This window comes from Promicromonospora alba, from assembly GCF_042654905.1.
Taxonomy (GTDB): domain Bacteria; phylum Actinomycetota; class Actinomycetes; order Actinomycetales; family Cellulomonadaceae; genus Promicromonospora; species Promicromonospora alba.
Map to the genome: position 1 here is coordinate 268267 of NZ_JBHSFI010000001.1, position 16470 is coordinate 284736.

Annotated in this window: 11 protein-coding genes and 1 tRNA gene; 3 read left to right on the forward strand and 9 right to left on the reverse strand. The window is 69.9% G+C overall.

Annotated elements, in window-relative coordinates; translation table 11 throughout:
* Nucleotides 1-88: 88 nt before the first annotated feature.
* The 4 genes from ACFO6V_RS01310 to ACFO6V_RS01325 all read right to left on the reverse strand — a co-directional run bounded on the left by ACFO6V_RS01310 (nucleotide 89) and on the right by ACFO6V_RS01325 (nucleotide 4644).
* Nucleotides 89-1471, reverse strand: coding sequence for a replication-associated recombination protein A (locus tag ACFO6V_RS01310; protein WP_377131351.1), 1383 nt, complete (start codon nucleotides 1469-1471; stop codon nucleotides 89-91).
* Nucleotides 1472-1550: 79 nt separating this feature from the next.
* A complete protein-coding gene (locus tag ACFO6V_RS01315) occupies nucleotides 1551-2717 on the reverse strand; it encodes an AI-2E family transporter (RefSeq protein ID WP_377131353.1) in 1167 nt (388 codons plus the stop codon).
* A 4-nt stretch (nucleotides 2718-2721) separates the two neighbouring features.
* Nucleotides 2722-3924, reverse strand: a complete 1203-nt coding sequence (locus tag ACFO6V_RS01320) for an AI-2E family transporter (RefSeq protein ID WP_377131355.1) — start codon at nucleotides 3922-3924, stop codon at nucleotides 2722-2724.
* Nucleotides 3925-4062: 138 nt separating this feature from the next.
* Complete coding sequence (locus tag ACFO6V_RS01325) at nucleotides 4063-4644, reverse strand: GNAT family N-acetyltransferase (protein WP_377131358.1); 582 nt, start codon at nucleotides 4642-4644, stop codon at nucleotides 4063-4065.
* A 155-nt stretch (nucleotides 4645-4799) separates the two neighbouring features.
* On the opposite strand from ACFO6V_RS01325, the gene ACFO6V_RS01330 reads away from it, so the two are divergent.
* Nucleotides 4800-4884 (forward strand) — tRNA-Leu (locus ACFO6V_RS01330).
* An 80-nt stretch (nucleotides 4885-4964) separates the two neighbouring features.
* On the opposite strand, the gene ACFO6V_RS01335 is transcribed toward ACFO6V_RS01330, so the two are convergent.
* From ACFO6V_RS01335 to ACFO6V_RS01345, 3 genes are all read right to left on the reverse strand, one after another.
* Nucleotides 4965-5459, reverse strand: a complete 495-nt coding sequence (locus ACFO6V_RS01335; protein ID WP_377131360.1) for a hypothetical protein — start codon at nucleotides 5457-5459, stop codon at nucleotides 4965-4967.
* A 509-nt stretch (nucleotides 5460-5968) separates the two neighbouring features.
* A complete protein-coding gene (locus ACFO6V_RS01340) occupies nucleotides 5969-7672 on the reverse strand; it encodes a glycoside hydrolase family 27 protein (RefSeq protein WP_377131362.1) in 1704 nt (567 codons plus the stop codon).
* Between the two features lie 43 nt (nucleotides 7673-7715).
* Nucleotides 7716-9776 (reverse strand): family 43 glycosylhydrolase, encoded by a 2061-nt coding sequence (locus ACFO6V_RS01345; protein WP_377131364.1) that lies wholly within the window; start codon nucleotides 9774-9776, stop codon nucleotides 7716-7718.
* Nucleotides 9777-9968: 192 nt separating this feature from the next.
* On the opposite strand from ACFO6V_RS01345, the gene ACFO6V_RS01350 reads away from it, so the two are divergent.
* Both ACFO6V_RS01350 and ACFO6V_RS01355 read left to right on the forward strand, forming a co-directional pair.
* On the forward strand, nucleotides 9969-11135 hold the full coding sequence (locus ACFO6V_RS01350; RefSeq protein ID WP_377131366.1) for an aminotransferase class I/II-fold pyridoxal phosphate-dependent enzyme: 1167 nt from the start codon (nucleotides 9969-9971) through the stop codon (nucleotides 11133-11135).
* 115 nt (nucleotides 11136-11250) lie between these two features.
* On the forward strand, nucleotides 11251-12228 hold the full coding sequence (locus tag ACFO6V_RS01355) for an NlpC/P60 family protein (RefSeq protein WP_377131368.1): 978 nt from the start codon (nucleotides 11251-11253) through the stop codon (nucleotides 12226-12228).
* Nucleotides 12229-12352: 124 nt separating this feature from the next.
* Here the strand turns inward: ACFO6V_RS01355 and ACFO6V_RS01360 are convergent, their stop codons facing one another.
* Nucleotides 12353-14080: an RICIN domain-containing protein gene (locus ACFO6V_RS01360; RefSeq protein WP_377131370.1), complete on the reverse strand. Its 1728-nt coding sequence runs from the start codon at nucleotides 14078-14080 to the stop codon at nucleotides 12353-12355.
* A 157-nt stretch (nucleotides 14081-14237) separates the two neighbouring features.
* Complete coding sequence (locus tag ACFO6V_RS01365; protein ID WP_377131372.1) at nucleotides 14238-16310, reverse strand: family 43 glycosylhydrolase; 2073 nt, start codon at nucleotides 16308-16310, stop codon at nucleotides 14238-14240.
* Nucleotides 16311-16470: the final 160 nt, after the last annotated feature.

The following is a 16470-nucleotide window of genomic DNA, read 5'->3' on the forward strand; positions in this document are numbered from 1 at the left end:
GTCGCCATAGGCAACCTGTACATCTTAGCGCACGTCAGGCGATCGGCCTGCCGTGGGGCCGGTCACTCGTGCTGGTCACCCGTGCTCGTCACTTCCCCTCGCTGCCGAGGATCCCCCTGATGCGCTCCAGCCGCTCCGAGACCTGCCGCTCGTAGCCGCGGTCGCTCGGGTCGTAGTAGCGCGAGCCGGCCAGGACGTCGGGCAGGTACTGCTGCGGCGCGACGCCGTGCGGCCAGTCGTGCGCGTAGCGGTAGCCGTCGCCGTGCCCCATCTGCTTCGCGCCCGAGTAGTGCGCGTCGCGCAGGTGCGGCGGTACGGTGCCGATCCGCCCGGCGCGTACGTCCGCGAGCGCCGCGTTGATGCCCAGGTAGGCGGCGTTCGACTTGGGTGCGGTGGCCAGGTGCACGACGGCCTCGGCCAGCACGAGCTGACCCTCGGGCATCCCGATGAGCTGTACCGCCTGTGCGGCGGCGACGGCGGTCTGCAGGGCGGAGGGGTCGGCCATGCCGACGTCCTCGGCCGCGGAGATGACGAGGCGCCGGGCGATGAAGCGTGGGTCCTCCCCCGCGGCGACCATGCGGGCGAGGTAGTGCAGGGCGGCGTCGACGTCGGACCCGCGGATGGACTTGATGAAGGCGGAGATGACGTCGTAGTGCTGGTCGCCGTCGCGGTCGTAGCGGACGGCGGCGACGTCGACGGCGCGCTCGACGTCGGCCAGGCGGATACGGGGCACCGTGTCGCCGTCGTCCGCCGCGACGTCGTCGGACAGCACGGCGCCCGCCGCGGCCTCGAGGATGGTGAGCGCCTTGCGCGCGTCGCCGCCGGAGAGCCGCAGGAGGTGCTCGGTCGCTTCCTCGTCGAGCGCTACCGACCCGCCGAGGCCGCGTTCGTCGGTGACCGCGCGCAGGATCAGCTCGCGGACGTGCTCGGTCTCCAGGGGACGCAGCGTGAGCAGCAGCGAGCGGGACAGCAGGGGCGAGTTCACGGAGAAGCTGGGGTTCTCGGTGGTCGCGGCGACGAGCGTGACCCACCGGTTCTCGACGCTGGGCAGCAGGGCGTCCTGCTGGGACTTGGAGAAGCGGTGGACCTCGTCGACGAACAGCACGGTCTCGTCGCCGCCGGTGGCGAGGCGGCGCCGGGCGTCCTCGACCACCTGGCGTACGTCCTTGACGCCCGCGGTGACGGCGCTCAGCTCGACGAAGCGGCGCCCGGACACGGTGGCGACGAGGTAGGCGAGCGTGGTCTTGCCGGTACCGGGCGGACCCCACAGGATCACCGACGACGGCGCCGCACGGCCGCCCGCCCCGGGTTCGATGAGCCGGCGCAGCGGGGACCCGGGCTCCAGCAGGTGCTGCTGCCCGGCGATCTCGTCGACGGTGGCCGGGCGCATGCGCACGGCGAGGGGTGACGACGCCCGAGCGGCCGGGGTGCCGGCCGTGTCGGTAGTCGCGGCATCGAAGAGATCGACCATGCCCCCAGCCTACGGACGCTCACTGACATGCCCGGCCACGCCCGGCCACGCCCCCACGCCCGGCACAGCCGGTGCGGTCCTACGTCGCCGGCTTCTCGTGGGGCGGATCGACGTCGCCGGGCGGGTCGGCGTCGCCGTCGGGCAGGACGCCGTCCGGATCCTTCCGCAGCGTGCTGTACACGGACCAGGCGACGGCGATGAGCGGGACGGCGACGATCGCGCCGAGGATGCCACCCACCACCGTCCCGCAGGTCACGCCCAGCGCGACCACCAGCGGGTGCAGCGAGACCTGCTTGCCCATGATGAGCGGCTGCAGCACGTGCCCCTCGAGCTGGCCGATGCCCGCGATCCCGAGGGTGACGATGAGCGCCGTCAGGAGCCCGTCGGCCGCGAGCGCCACGACCGCCGCGATGATCATGGCCAGCGGCGCGCCGATCAGCGGGATGAAGGTGCCGATGAAGACCAGCACGGCCAGCGGAGCCGCGAGCGGCACGCCGAGGATGGACAGGAAGACCCCGGCCAGGATGCCGTTGGTGATCGCGACGAGGACTATGCCGCGGGTGTAGCCGGAGAACGTGTACCAGCCGGCACCTGCGACCTCGTGCCACCTGTCCCGGGTGCGGGCGGGCACCTGGGTCATGAACCAGCGCCACATGGCGGCGCCGGACGCGAGGAAGAAGATGGTGCAGAAGATCGCCAGCACGAGGACGGCGACGCCTTCGACGATGGAGCCGGCGCTCTCGGCGGCCGTGCCCACGAGGGTCTGGGCGTTCTCCTGGATCCAGTTGGCGGCGTCGTCGATCCACTGGTCGCGCGTGTCGACCTCGACGTCGACCGGGAACGAGTTGTTCTCGATCAGGTCGACTATCTGGTCGATGCCGGTGTTGAACTCGCCCGCAAGTCGCTCCCATTGGCCGGCGACGGACACGATGACGTAGGTGAGGAGGCCGCCGATGACCAGCACGCCGGACAGGATGGCGGCGGCCGTGGCCAGGGGGCGGGGCATCACCCGGTCGTAGAGGTCGGTCAGCGGGTTGAGCACCGCGGTGATGACCAGTGCCAGGAACACGGCGACGAAGACGATCAGGACCTGCGTGACGGCCCAGAAGACCAGGGCGATGCCCGCGACGAGCACGATGAGGCGCCACGACCAGCCGGCGGAGGTGCGCAACCAGGGTGGTGGTGCGTTCTCGGCCGGCGCCGGGTCGCTGGGCTCGCTGTGCGGTGGTGGAACGGGGTCAGGCACCGAGTCAGTCTGCCCCATCGCCGGACACTGTGCCCGGCGCCGTGCCTGACGTTGTGACCTGTGCCGGCGTCTTGCGCAGCGTGCTGATCACCGCCCACGTCACCGCGGTGAGCGGCACCGCGACGACGGCGCCGAGCAGGCCGCCTACCACCGAGCCGCCTGCGACGACGAGCGCCATCACCACGGGGTGCAGCGAGACCTGCTTGCCGGTGATCAGCGGCTGCAGGACGTTGGCGTCGATCTGTGCCACGACCACCATGCCGATGAGCACCACGAGCGCCAGCACGGGGCCCTTGGCGGCCAGGGCGACGAGCGCGGCGACGACGATAGCGGCGACCGGGCCGATCATGGGCACGAACGCCCCGAGGAACACCACCACGGACAGCGGGAGCGCGAGCGGCACGCCCACGACGGAGAGGAAGACGCCGGCCAGCGCGCCGTCGGCCAGGGCGACGAAGAACATGCCGCGCGTGAACCCGGAGAACGCCGTCCAGCCCGCGCCCGCTGCGCTCTCCCAGCGGTCGTGCCGGTCGGCGGGGACCAGCGACAGCACCCAGCGCCACATGCGGCTGCCCTGGGTCAGGAAGAACACCGTGCAGAAGATCGCAAGCACGACGGCGGTCGCACCCTCGCCGATGATCCCGGCGCTCTGCGCGGCCGTACCCGCGTACGAGCCGGCGTTCTCCTGGAGCCAGGCGCCGCCGTCCTGCAGCCACTGACCGGGCGTGCCCAGGCTCGCCACGAGCGGGATGTCGGTGACCAGCACCGCGAGGTCACTGAGGCCCGTGCCGAACTCCGCGGCCAGCTCCTCCCAGCGGCTGACCACCGAGGAGACCACGTAGGTCACGAGCCCGCCGACGGCGAGCACGGCGGTCAGCAGGGACGCGGCCATCGCCAGCCCGCGGGGCATCACGCGGTCGTACAGGTCCCCGAGCGGGAGCAGCACCGAGGTGAAGACCAGGGCGAGGAACAGCGCGACGAACACGAGCTGGACCAGGCTCACCACGTAGAACACCAGAGCCACCGCGAGCCCGATGCCGATCAGCTTCCACGCCAGGTCGCCGGTGGAGCGGATCCAGGGTGCTCCGAATCCTGTCCCCACCGGAGAGGACCCTGCCGGAGGCTGCCCTGTCAGGGGCTGCGGGGTGGTCGGCGACTCCGCCGCTGTCGTCGGCGCTACCGTCGGCGCGTCAACCGTCATCGCCATGCTCCCACTATTGTTTTTGGGCGAATTGTCCAAGCGGACGTTAGCGGCAGGGCGCGTCTCCCGACAACTGGCTCGACTGCTGCCACGACCGCCGGCACGACACCTGCACGCGAGCGGAGCATACGGCCACGAACCGGACTACGGGTCCCGGCGCGACGCAGCCGCGCCGGAGGCGTGCTCGCGCGCGAGCATCGCGTAGTTCAGCTCGGTGGCCCACGCGCCGTCGTCGGGCCGGATGTCGCTCTCCACCAGGCGGGCCTCCAGCCGCATGCCGAGGCGCTCGCACACCCTTGCCGACGGCGTGTTCTCCTCGTCGATGCGCGCGAAGACCCGGTGGAAGCCGTAGACGTCGAACGCGAGGCCGACCGCCGCGCGGACGGACTCGGTGGCATAACCGTGTCCCGCCACGTCCGGGCGGAACCCGTAGCCCACCTCCACCTGCCCGGTGCCGGGCGCCCACTTCAGGAGCACCTCGCCGATGACGTCGCGGCTCGCCCGGCGGGTCACCGCCATCACCAGCACGTCACCCGGCATGGTGAACGGGGCGCCCGACCAGTCGACGAGCTTGCGCGCGGCGAGCTCGGGCGTCCACGGGGGCTGGAACATGTAGCGCGCCACCTCCGGCAGCGAGCGCCACGCGTAGAACGCGTCGGCGTCCGCGGGGGTGACCGGGCGCAGCTCGAGCCGTTCGGTGGTCAGAGGCCAGTCGGGGGTAGTCACGTCTTGCGAGTCTGCCAGCCGGTGTCGGGTGCTCGCACGTGTGGTGACTCCCCACGCGACCCAGGTCACACGCTTTTCGATTCGGAACCCACCCGACCTGCGTGCTATGTTTTTCCACGCACCGAGAAGGCGGAAACGCCGGGAACGGTCCACCTGTCCGGGTGGCGGAATGGCAGACGCGCTAGCTTGAGGTGCTAGTGCCCTTTATCGGGCGTGGGGGTTCAAGTCCCCCTCCGGACACTCGTTGAGACAGCGACTCAGAAGGCCCCCGACCTCCACGTCGGGGGCCTTTTGTGTTGCCCGCACCGTCCTGAAGCGGTTCAGGAGGCGAGGCTGGCCACCATGTAGCGATCGTCGGGCAGCCCGACGCGCATCCGTGCCAGGTTCGCGTTGCCGTCACGCCGGTCCCAGAGGTCGTCGTTGGCGACCAGCTCGCGCAGCACCGCCTTCTGGGTCTCGTCCAGGTTCCGCGGCGGGGCGGGGCGGACGCCCGGCAGGAACTCCACTCCGGGAAACGTCCTGAGCAGGATCGGGCCCCAGGTCATGTTCGACCACAGCCCGCCCTGCGCGACCCTGATCACGGGCAGGCACGCGGGCAGGATCTCGGCGAGGCCGACGTCGCGGGCCAGGAGGTTCGCGACCAGGCCGAAGTGAACACGCATGTCGAATCTCGACGGACGGCGGGTGAACCACTCGTCCACCGCAAGCGGGTCGTGCAGTGCCTCGACGAGCACGGCGGTCGCCTCGGCGGAACCGGTGAGCGACAGGGCGGCACAGGCACGGATCGCAGGGTCGTCGTCGGACAGCCACCCCACACCGTCTCGTCGTCCGCCGCCATCGCACGGTAGAAGGCGTCGATGTCCTCGTCCGTGGGTTCGGCGGCGTCCGGTGCGCGAGTGTCCTCGTGCCAGGACGCGCTGTCCCCCACCGCGTCGATCCACTCCAGCAGCGCGGCCAGGCGCGACCGCCCGTCCTCGTCGCGACGGCGCAGTGCCTGGTGGTGCCCCTGATCACCCAGCGTCCCGGCCACGACCCGCAGGGCGGGCGCCGTCGCCGGGTAGACGGTCCCCTGGTGCAGCACGGCGCCGAACAGATGGTCGACAGCCGCACCGAACGCCGCATCGTCATCGGAGACGAGAGCGCGCAGATGCCGCGAGGTGTCCGACGCGACCCCGTACGCATGGAACATCCGCGACCAGTCCACGTCGTCAACCTGCGGTGTCTTCGTCGAGCTCATGGCCACGGACCCTACATCCGTGTGTGGTCAGGACGGGCTCCTCCCGGAGAATTCGCGGTTTCTCCGGGAGGAGGGAGCGCTACCCGGCTACCGGCGCGTCCAGAGCTGGTTCGTCGCGCCCGTGCACGTCCAGAGCAGCACCGCGGTGTTGTTGGCGGTGAGGTTGCGGTCGACGTCCAGGCACAGGCCGGACCGCACGCCGCGGATCGTGCCGTCTCCCTGGAACGTCCACTGCTGGTTGGTGCCGCCGTTGCAGTCCCAGAGCTGGACCCGGGTGCCCGCCGTGGCGTTGGTCGGGGCATCGAGGCACTTGCCCAGCGACCGCAGCGTGCCGTCCGTCGGGGTCCACGTCTGGTTCGCTCCCGAGTGGCAGTCCCAGATCGCCAGGCCGGTGCCGTTCGCCGTGGCGCTGCCCGGCACGTCGAGGCAGCGGCCCGATGCGGAGCTGACGAGCGTGCCGGTCGGCGGCTCGGACGTGCCGCCAGGGCTCACCTTGAACAGCGCGACGCCGTGCCCGGCGACCTGTGCGGTGAGCTGCCCGGTGGTCGTGCCCGTGGCGCCGGTCCACAGCTCACGGTGCGAGTGCGTGCCGGAGCCGAGCCCGACCTGGCCGAGCGTGGTCGAGATCTGCCGGCTGCCGGAGCCGCGGTTGAGCAGGGCTACCGCCACTGAGCCGTCGGCGAGCGGCTTGGCCCAGACCTCGGCGTCGCCGTCGTCACGCACCCGGTCCGCCTGTCGCACCAGCGGGTCCTGGTCGATCGCGAGGACGTCGCGGTTGGTGAGGACCGCACGCACGTCGGCGCTCATGTTCCTCAGGTCGTTGCCCGCGATGAGCGGGGCGCTGAGCATCGCCCACATGCTCTGGTGCGCGCGGTTCTCCGTGGGCGTCAGCGTGTTCCGCACGCCGACCATGAGCATGTCGGGGTCGTTGTACCGCCCGGGCCGGGTCCACTCGCGCATCGGCTCGATGATGTCGAGGGCTTCCGTGATCCCGACGAAGCAGTCGGCCGACGGCGAGCAGCCCGTGGACCAGGCGTCGTCCAGGTCCTCGGAGGTGCGCCACATGTCCGAGAACTCGCCCCAGCCGGGGTAGGTCGGGGCGGTGTTCGAGTGGGCGCTGTTCGGGTTGATCGAGTAGACGATGGGGCGGCCGGTGGCCTTCAGCGCGTCCCCGAACTTCTTGAACAGCGCGGCCTGCTCGGTCGCCGTGCCGCGCGGGTCGCACCAGTCGTGCTTGACGTAGTCGACGCCCCACGAGGCGAACAGGTTCGCGTCCCGGGTCTCGTTCCCGTTCGACGACGTCCCCGGGAGGTTCGCGAAGTACTGGTTACAGGTCTTCTCCCGCGGTGCGTGGTAGATCCCGAACTTCAGCCCACGGGCGTGGATGTAGTCGCCCAACGCCTTCATCCCCGACGGGAAGCGGTCCGTCCGGGCGCGTAGGTTGCCTGCCGCGTCGCGGGTGTCCTGCATCCAGCAGTCGTCGACGACGACGTACTGGTACCCGACGGCCGCCATGCCCGAGCTCACCATGGCGTCCGCCGTCTCGCGCACCATCTGCTCGTTGATGTTGCAGTAGAAGGTGTTCCAGCTGTTCCAGCCCAGGGGCGGCAACGGCGCCGGCTCATCGACGGTCGGGTCGGGCGCGGCAGCGACCACAGCGGTGGCCTCAGTAGTGGCTGGAGCAGTGGCCGGAGCAGCGGCACCGGCCACCGGTACGACGGCGAGCATGGACGTGGTCAGTGCGGTCGCGGCGAGCAACGAGAGCAGGCGGTGACGAGACAGGTTTTTCACGAGCACTCCTTCGTGCGGGGTGATGTGGGCGGTGAGTGGTGCTCTACGGGGCGGTCAGGTCGAACCGCCGCACGGTGACCTCGCCGCCGAGGGAGCTGGTGGCGTAGTTGAAGATCCCGAAGCGGTAGCCCATGAAGAACTGCCACGAGTTGCCGAGCGTGAAACCGGGGCCGAGCCGGGTGAACGTCACGCCGTCGGTGCTGTAGGAGAACGTGGCCTGCCGTCCGGAGCCCGGCCGGATGTCGGCGGTCGCTCGCAGCCAGATCCGGCCGCCGCTGACGGCCGCGCTCGCGGCCTCGGTGCCGGTGCCCGTTGTGTTCCAGCTGCCGTCCATCGACAGGCCGTTGGTCATCGAGACCCGGGTGACGCCGTTGTCGCGCCTGACTCCGATCCACGCCGAGGAGTCGCGCAGCATCGCGAGCCCGGCCCGGTCGCCGTCGCGCATGGTGCTGTGGTCGAGCTCGATCGTCGCGGTGGACGACGGGCCCTGGATGCGGTGGGTGAGCGTGTTGCGGGCGTTGTAGAGGTCGTTCGTGACGGTGGCGGTCCGCAGCCGCAGCCCGTTGCTCACCGTGAACCTGTTCGGGTCCGCGTTGTGGTTCCACTCCCAGCGCGGGCCGAGCGCGGGACCAGCGAACGTGTCGGGTCCGATCATCGATGCCACGGTGCGCGACGTCGTGATGTTCGGCTTGGGGTAGGTCGTACCCCAGCGGCCGTTCACGGTCTGCACGGTCGGCCAGCCGTCGGCGCTCCAGGTGATCGGGGCGAGGGCCGGCACCCGGCCGCCGGGGTACGCGTCGACGAACGCCATGTAGTGCCAGTCGCCGTTCTGGGTCTGTACGAGGCCGCCCTGGTGCGGCACGCCGCCGCCCGGGATCGGGCCGGGCAGGTCGAGCAGCACCTGGCGCATCTCGTAAGGCCCGAACGGGGAGGTGGACCGCAGCACGAACTGCCCGTTGGCCGGCCGGGTCAGCCAGATGTAGTAGTAGCCGTTCCGCTTGTAGAACCGGGCACCCTCGAGGGTGCCCACGCTCGACGGCGTGCTGAACACCTGCTGGGTGCGCACCTGGCTGAAGCCGTCCGCCGAGAGCTCGGCCACGTGGATCGTGCCGTTGCCGTAGGCGACGTACATCTTGTCGTTGTCGTCGACGAGCAGCCCGGCGTCGTAGTAGCAGCCGGGGATCTGGGCGCGCTTGGTCCAGGTGCCGTCTACCGCGGTCGCCGTGTAGACGTACGTGCGGTTGAACTCGACGCAGCCGATCCAGTAGTAGGTCTGGTTGCTGGGCCGGTACCCGAACGCGGACGCCCAGATCCCCTTGACGTAGGCCCGTCCGCCGGAGAGGTCGTACCTGCTCGACCCGAAGTCCAGGTTCGGCACCGAGTGGCCGGCGTACTCCCAGTTGACCAGGTCGTACGAGCGCAGGATCGGCGCTCCCGGGGAGTAGTGCATCGTGGAGGCGGAGTAGTAGTACGCGTCGCCCACCCGGATGATGTCGCCGTCGGCGAAGTCCTGCCAGACCACAGGATTGGTGTAGGTCCCGGTGCTCGGCCCGCCGACCTTGACCAGCTGCCACTGCTGGTTGCTGCCGTTCCAGTCGGTGTACTGGACGATGTTGCCGCCGTCGGTCGTGGATGCGCCCTGGACCTCGACGGCCTTGCCACTGTGGCGGGCGATCAGCTGGACGTGGCCGTCGACGTCCTGGAGGCTGAACTGCTGGTTGGTGGAGTTGTTGTCGGTCCACTGGACGATCGGGGCGCCGTCGGCCGTGGATCGTTCGGAGACGTCCAGGACCTTGCCGGACAGACGCGACTTGAGCCGGTAGTAGCCGTTGCCGGAGTCGACGAACTGCCACTGCTGCTGCTCGCCGTCATTCCGGGACCACTGGGTGACGCGCGCACCGTCGTTGGTGGCGCGGTTGTACACGTCCAGCGCCTTGCCGCTGTTGCGGTTGACCAGCACGTACCACGCCGTGGGATCCACCTCGGCAGCCGAAGCCGACGGCGACGGCGCGAGCGGCAGAGCCACGCCGACGAGTGCGACGGCGGCAGAAGCGACGAACGCGGCGGCGCGACGCCGGAACCGAGCTGCACTTCGGGAAGGCATCATTGACTCCCTCTCACTGTGTGAGCGCTAACATCAGGGCGATACTGGCAGGCGCTCACCCTGAGGGCAATGGTCGGGGGCGGAGTTAAACGATTTTGCTGCACCGGGCACCTGCTCCTAGCGGCACCCACCAGTTCGGGGCATCATGAGGAGCGTCGGGGGCGGCCGGTATCTCGCGAGAGGAACTGCGGCATGGAGCTGTCGAAGCGAGCCCTCGCGGCACGCGACGCGATCGAACCCGTCACGTCGTTCTTCCTCTCGCTGCGCGCCAGGGACGGCCGGCCCGGCGTCGTCGACCTGACGTTCGGCGACCCGCACGAGATGCCGCTGCCCGCGTTCGTCGACGCGCTGCGGGCGAACCTCGAGCCGCGCGCCGAGGACTGGTTCGCCTACAAGAGCAGCCAGGCGCCTGCGCAGGAGGCGGTCGCCGCCGGGCTGCGGGACGAGCTCGGGCTGCCCTTCGAGCCGGACGACATCGCCATGACGCAAGGCGCCTTCGGTGCCATCTCGGTCGCCTTCCGGCTCGTCGCCGACGTGGGCGACGAGGTGGTGATCCCGCAGCCGGGCTGGTTCTACGCCCCGATGCTCGGCGCGGCGGACCTGGTCGCCGTCAGGGCGCCGCTCGACCCGGACACCTTCGACCTGGACGTCGACGCCGTCGCCCGGGCGATCACACCCCGCACGCGCATCGTCGTGGTCAACTCGCCGGCGAACCCCACCGGCCGCGTCTACACCAGGGACCGGCTGGCCGAGCTCGCGGAGGCGCTCGAGTCGGCGTCGGTACGAGGCGGCCGCCGGATCTGGCTGCTCTCCGACGAGCCGTACCGGCGGATCCGCTTCGACGGCGTCGACTTCACGAGCCCCGCCGCCTGCTACCCGTGGACCCTCATCGACTACAGCTACGGCAAGGTGCTGCTCGCTCCGGGCCAGCGCCTGGGCTACCTCGCGCTCTCGCCCCTGATCCCCCGCACGGAGCGTGCCGAGCTGCGCGCCGCGATGCTGCCGCTCCAGATGGGTATGGGCTGGGGCTTCCCGGACGCCCTCATGCAGTACGCGGCGCCCGCCCTGGAGACGGTCTCGATCGACGTGGCGGAGCTCGAACGCCGCCGCGATCGCATGGTGGGTGCGCTCGGCGAGGCCGGGTACGCACTCACCGTCCCCGAGGGCGCGTTCTACCTGTGGGGCGCGGCGCCGGGCGGCGACGCCACCGCCTTCGTCGCCGCGCTCGCCGAACGCGGTGTGTTCGTGCTGCCGGGCACCGTGTTCAACAGCCCGGGCTACTTCCGCATCAGCCTGACGGCGACGACACCCATGCTCGAGCGGGCGCTCCCGGTCCTGCGCGCGCTCGGACCCGGCTGAGACGCCCGGGCCGGTTGACAGCGGCACGGTACGGGCAAGGTACGGGCTAGGTACGGAATCCGCGCGGACTGCGAGCCGCTCTACGTTGCTCGCATCCAAGTGGAAGGAGAGCTCGATGCTCCCAGTTTCCGAGGCCCGTGCGACCCGGTCGACGTCGTCCGCGAAGCCCGCGCGGCGACGTCCTGCCCTCGCCGGTGCCGGCAAGGCCCTCTCGACCGCCGTCGCTGCCCTGGCGATGGTCCTCGGCGCCGGTGTGGTCGGCGTGGTCGGCGCACCCGCCGCCGCGGCGGCCCCGATCAGCAACCCGAGCCTCGAGATCGAGGTGAAGTGCCCGGGCGCGGTGGCGGAGATCCAGGTCGAGTGGCTCGGCACCCGGTCGGCGAGAGTGCACTGGTCCCTGGAGGACACCGCTGCCGACCAGAAGTCGCCCGTCTTGAAGTACGCCGCACGCAACGCCCCGGGTGACGGCACCAGCTGGATCTTCCAGAACGGGCAGCCCTGGATGGCAGTCGACGGTGGCAGGGGCGACACCGCGAGCGGGGGCGGCACCACCTGGGACCCCGAGGGCATCACCCAGTTCAACCACCTCGAGGTCAAGGTGAGCAACGGCACCTCGGACCAGGATCCCACCCCGTGCTCCGAGACGAAGCGGATCTACAACTACGGCATGATCGCGTACCAGTACGCCCTGAACCAGGAGGGCGACGAGTACCAGAGTGAGAACTTGGAGGATGGCATCGGCCCCGACGAGTGGGACTGCTCAGGGCTCCTCTGGTTCACCTATCAGAACGTCCCGAACTTTCCGAGCTGGACGCGCATGTCCTCCGCCAACCAGTACACCTGGGCCGTCGAGAAGGCGGCAGACAACCACACGGACCTGAGCAACCTCACCAGCCAGGACGTCATCAAGGTCGACCCCTCCGACCGCAAGGTCGGCGACATCGTCTTCTACAACGGCCACGTGAGCTTCTACGCGGGCGACGGTCGCGCTTTCTCGGCCCTCAACGAGGCCTCCGGGGTCGGGTACAACCCGGTGAACTGGGCACCCATCCGGGGTGATGGCTCCTACTACCGCATCGTCGGCGTGCGCTGATCGATCCTGGATCGAACCAGCAAACCAGCACCGAGAATGACCCCGCCCCGCGCCGCTCCGTGCCGCGCGGGGCGGGGCGGGGTCATCTCCGAGCACCTGCTGAGGGGCCCGACCGGTGTCGGGTTCAGCTCCTGCCGGCCAGGCGCCAGACCTGGTTCTTCTTGGTGGCCTGGGCAGCGGCGGAGTCACAGGTCCACTGATGGACCAGTGCTCCGACGGCGGTGGAGATCCCGCTGACGTCCACGCACTTGCCGCTGTGCACCGCGACGAGCTGGTAGTCGTTGCCGGCGACGTGCCGCAACGTGAACTGCTGGTTCGTGCCGCCGTGGCAGGTCCAGTGCTGGACCGCCGCGCCGTCGGCGGTGGAGACGCCTCCGACGTCGAGGCACTTGCCGCTGTGCTGGTTCACCAGGGAGTAGGTGTTCGCCACCCCTGACACCGGGCGGAAGTCGAACCGCTGTTCCGCACCGGCGCCACAGGTGTGCTGCCGGTACTGGGTGCCGTCGGCGGTGCTCCGGTCGGGGTCGTCCAGGCAGTGCCCGCTGTGCTGGGCGACGGCGGTGGACGAGAAGGCGGTCTGACCGGTGGCGAACTGCCACCAGTTCATGTTGAACAGGAACCCGCTGCCACCGGCGAAGCGCAGGTACAGGTCGTGGGTCCCGGTCGCACCGGTGACAGGGCACGAGACCGTGCTCCAGGTCTGCCAGCCTCCGGTGCCCTGCACGGTGCATGTCCCGACCGTCGGCCCGGTAGGACTGTCCAGGTGCAGCTCGACCCGGCCGCCACTGGTGCCTGATGCCACCCTGGTGGTGAACGAGCTGGCACCGGCGCCGAAGGCCACGCCCTTGACCTTGATGTAGTCGCCGTTCTCGATCCAGCTGACGTTCATCCCGCCCTCGCTGGAGGGTTCGGTCTCGATGCCGCTGCCCCACGCGATGGTCTCCGCCTCCTGACGGACATAAGGATCGAGCGTGCCGACCTGCGGCGGCCCCTCCGTCGTCATGGTCATCGTCGGAATGGTGCCGTCGGCGTTGTAGCTGAACTTCTCCACCGCGACCGACCGAGTGAAGCCGCCACCGCCCGGGAGGGCGCCGTTGTGGTAGAAGAAGTACGAGCTGCCCTTGAAGTCGGTGATGCCGGCGTGGTTGGTGAAGCTGCTGCCCTGCGAGGGCATGACGGTGCCGCGATACGTCCACGGTCCGGTCGGGCCGGGCGAGGTGGAGTAGGCGATGAACTCGGAGCAGCACTTCGCCGCGAACACGTTGTAGTAGAGGCCGCCTCGCTTGTAGACCCACGGGCCTTCCTCGTACAGCGTGGGGCGGGCCGTATCTCCCGTGCGGGTGCCGAACCCCGCGGTGGTCAGCGGTACCTGCGTCGGGCTGCCGGAGTACGAGATCATGTCGGCGTTGAGCCGCACGTACCAGAGATTCGGGTTGCCGTAGTAGAGGTAGGCCTGGCCGTCGTCGTCGATGAAGACGGTGGGGTCGATCTCGGAGTTCTGGATCAGCGGACCGCCGATCGCGTCGCGGAACGGCCCGGTGGGGCTGTCCGAGACCCCGACCCCGATGGCTCCCGCTCCGTTGGACATACGCACCGGCACGTACCAGTAGAACTTGCCGTTGCGCTGGATGGCTTGTCCCGCCCAGGCGTCCGAGCTGGCCCAGCTGAAGGTCTCCAGGCTCATCGGCGAGCCGTGATCGGTCCAGTTGACCATGTCCGACGAGGACGACACCCGCCAGTCGCGCATCGTGAAGGACGTCGGGGCCGAGTTGTCCTCGTCGTGCCCGGTGTACAGGTAGACCCGGCCGTCGTGGACCAGCGGTGACGGGTCAGCCGTGTAGATGTGTTGCACGATCGGGTTGTCCGCCTGGGCTGCGGGCGAAAGAAATGCCGCCAGGCACAGGAGGCTCAACGTCAAGGCGAGGACGCGTCTCGACGACCGCTGAAGTGTGAGTTTCACTGTTCGATCCCCTCATTCGGATGGATGTGCTGCTGCAGTCGAAAATCGATCAGGGCGTGGTGAGGGAGAACCGATTGACGGTGACGGACCCGCCGAGAGCGACGGTGGCGTGGTTGAAGATCGCAAAGCGGTAGCCCATGAAGAAGTGCGGGCGATCGTCGAGCGTGAACGCAGGTCCGAGCGGCTGGAAGGTCGCACCGTCGGTGCTGTACGAGAAGGTCGCCTGGCGTCCTGAGCCGGGCCGGATGTCCGCGGTGGCGCGCAGCCAGACCCGGCCGCCGGCGCTGCCGCCGCTCCCGCCGTCGACCCGGACGAGCTGCCACTGCTGGTTGCTGCCACCCCAGTCGCCGTACTGCACGACGCCGGCACCGTCATTGGTCGCCGCGTTCTGGACCTCGACCGCCTTGTCGCTGTTGCGGTTGATCAGCCGCACGTAGCCCCCGTCCGAGTCGGCCAGGCGGAACTGCTGGTTGACGCCGCCGTGGTCGGCCCACTGGTGGATGGCGGCGCCGTCGGCCGTCGACCAGCTGGACACGTCGAGCACCTTGCCCGAGTGCCGCGCCTTGATCCGGTAGTAACCGTCACCCGCGTCCACGAACTGGAACTGCTGGTTGTTGGCGTTGGTGCGGGTCCACTGGTGGAGCAGGGCCCCGTCGGCCGTGGATACGCCGCTGACGTCCAGGGCCTTGCCGCTGGTGCGGTTCAGCAGCACGTACCAGGCAGCGGGGGCGAGCCTGGCGGACAGCTCCGCACTCGCGCGTTCGGTGCCGGTGCTGATGGTGCTCCAGTCATCCAGGTCCATGGTGAGGCCGTCGGTCATGGACACCCGGGTGACGCCGTTGTCGCGCCGCAGGCCGATCCAGGCGGAGGTGTTGCGGAGCATCGCGAGTCCGGCCCTGTCACCGTGCGCCATCGCGGACGGGTCGAGCTCGACCGTGGCCGTGGAGCTCGGGCCCTGGATGCGGTGGGTGACGGTGTTGCGGGCCGCGTACAGGTCGTCCGTGACCGTGGCGGTCTGGAGCCTGAGGCCGCTCCCGGTGGACCACTTGGTGTTGTCGGGGTTGTGGTTCCATTCCCACTTCGCGGCCAGGGTCGCGGCGGTGAACGTGTCGGCGCCGGTGAGCGGCGGAACCAGGTGCGGGGTGAGGTTCGGGAACGGGTACGTCTGCCCCCAGGTCCCGTTGACGGTGGTGACTTCCGGCCAGCCGTCCGAGGTCCAGGTGATCGGCGCGAGGGCGGGCATTCGCCCGCCGGGGTAGGCGTCGATAAACCCCATGTAGTGCCAGTCGCCGTTCGGGGTCGAGACGAGTCCGCCCTGGTGCGGGATGCCGCCGCCGGGGATCGGGCCCGGCATGTCGAGCAGCACCTCCCGGACCTCGTACGGCCCCCAGGGCGACGAGGACTTGAGGATGTACTGGCCGTTGGGCGGCCGGGTGGCGAAGATGTAGTAGCTGCCGTTGATCTTGTAGAACCGGGCGCCCTCCAGGACGCCGATGTCCGACGGGGTGGAGAAGACCTCCTGGTTGCGGACCTCGGTCCTGCCGTCGGTCGAGAGCTGCGCGACCGAGATCTGGGTGGCGCCGTAGGCGACGTACATGGTGTTGTCGGTGTCGACCAGCATGCCCGCGTCGTAGTAGGAACGGGGGAACTCGGCGTGGCGGGTCCAGGGTCCGGCGGGGTTGGTCGCCGTGTACATGAACGAGCGGTGGAAGTCGATCTGCCCGAGCCAGTAGAAGCGGTTCTCACTGGCGCGGTAGGTCAGCGAGGAGGCCCAGATGCCGCCCCTGTAGCGGTGGCCACCGTTCAGGTCGTACGCGTCGTTGAAGTCGAGCCTCGGCACGGAGTGCCCGATGAACTCCCAGTTGACGAGGTCCCGGGAGTGCAGGACCGGGGCTCCGGGCGAGTAGTGCATCGTGGACGCGGTCATGTAGAAGTCCGCGCCGACGCGGACGATCTCGAGGTCGGCGAAGTCCTGCCAGATGACGGGGTTCGCGTACGGCGACTCCAGGGCTTCGGCCTGCGTGAGCGGGCCGAAGGTGGTAGCGGCGGTGACCCCGGCGAGCGCGCCGGCTCCGCCGATGAGCAGCCGCCTGCGGCTGATGGGGAACTCGATCCAGGACATGACTGTTCCTTTCGTTGGTCGGGGGCCGGCGTGGTCCGCGCCTGTGCGGACGTCGCGGCGCCGACGACGGTGTCCGCTCTGCGAGTGGCGCCCACGACAGGCCGGCCACTCCCCTGCGGCCCCTGGGGTTGAGCGCACGCTCGTAGAACTCGGAGCCGGA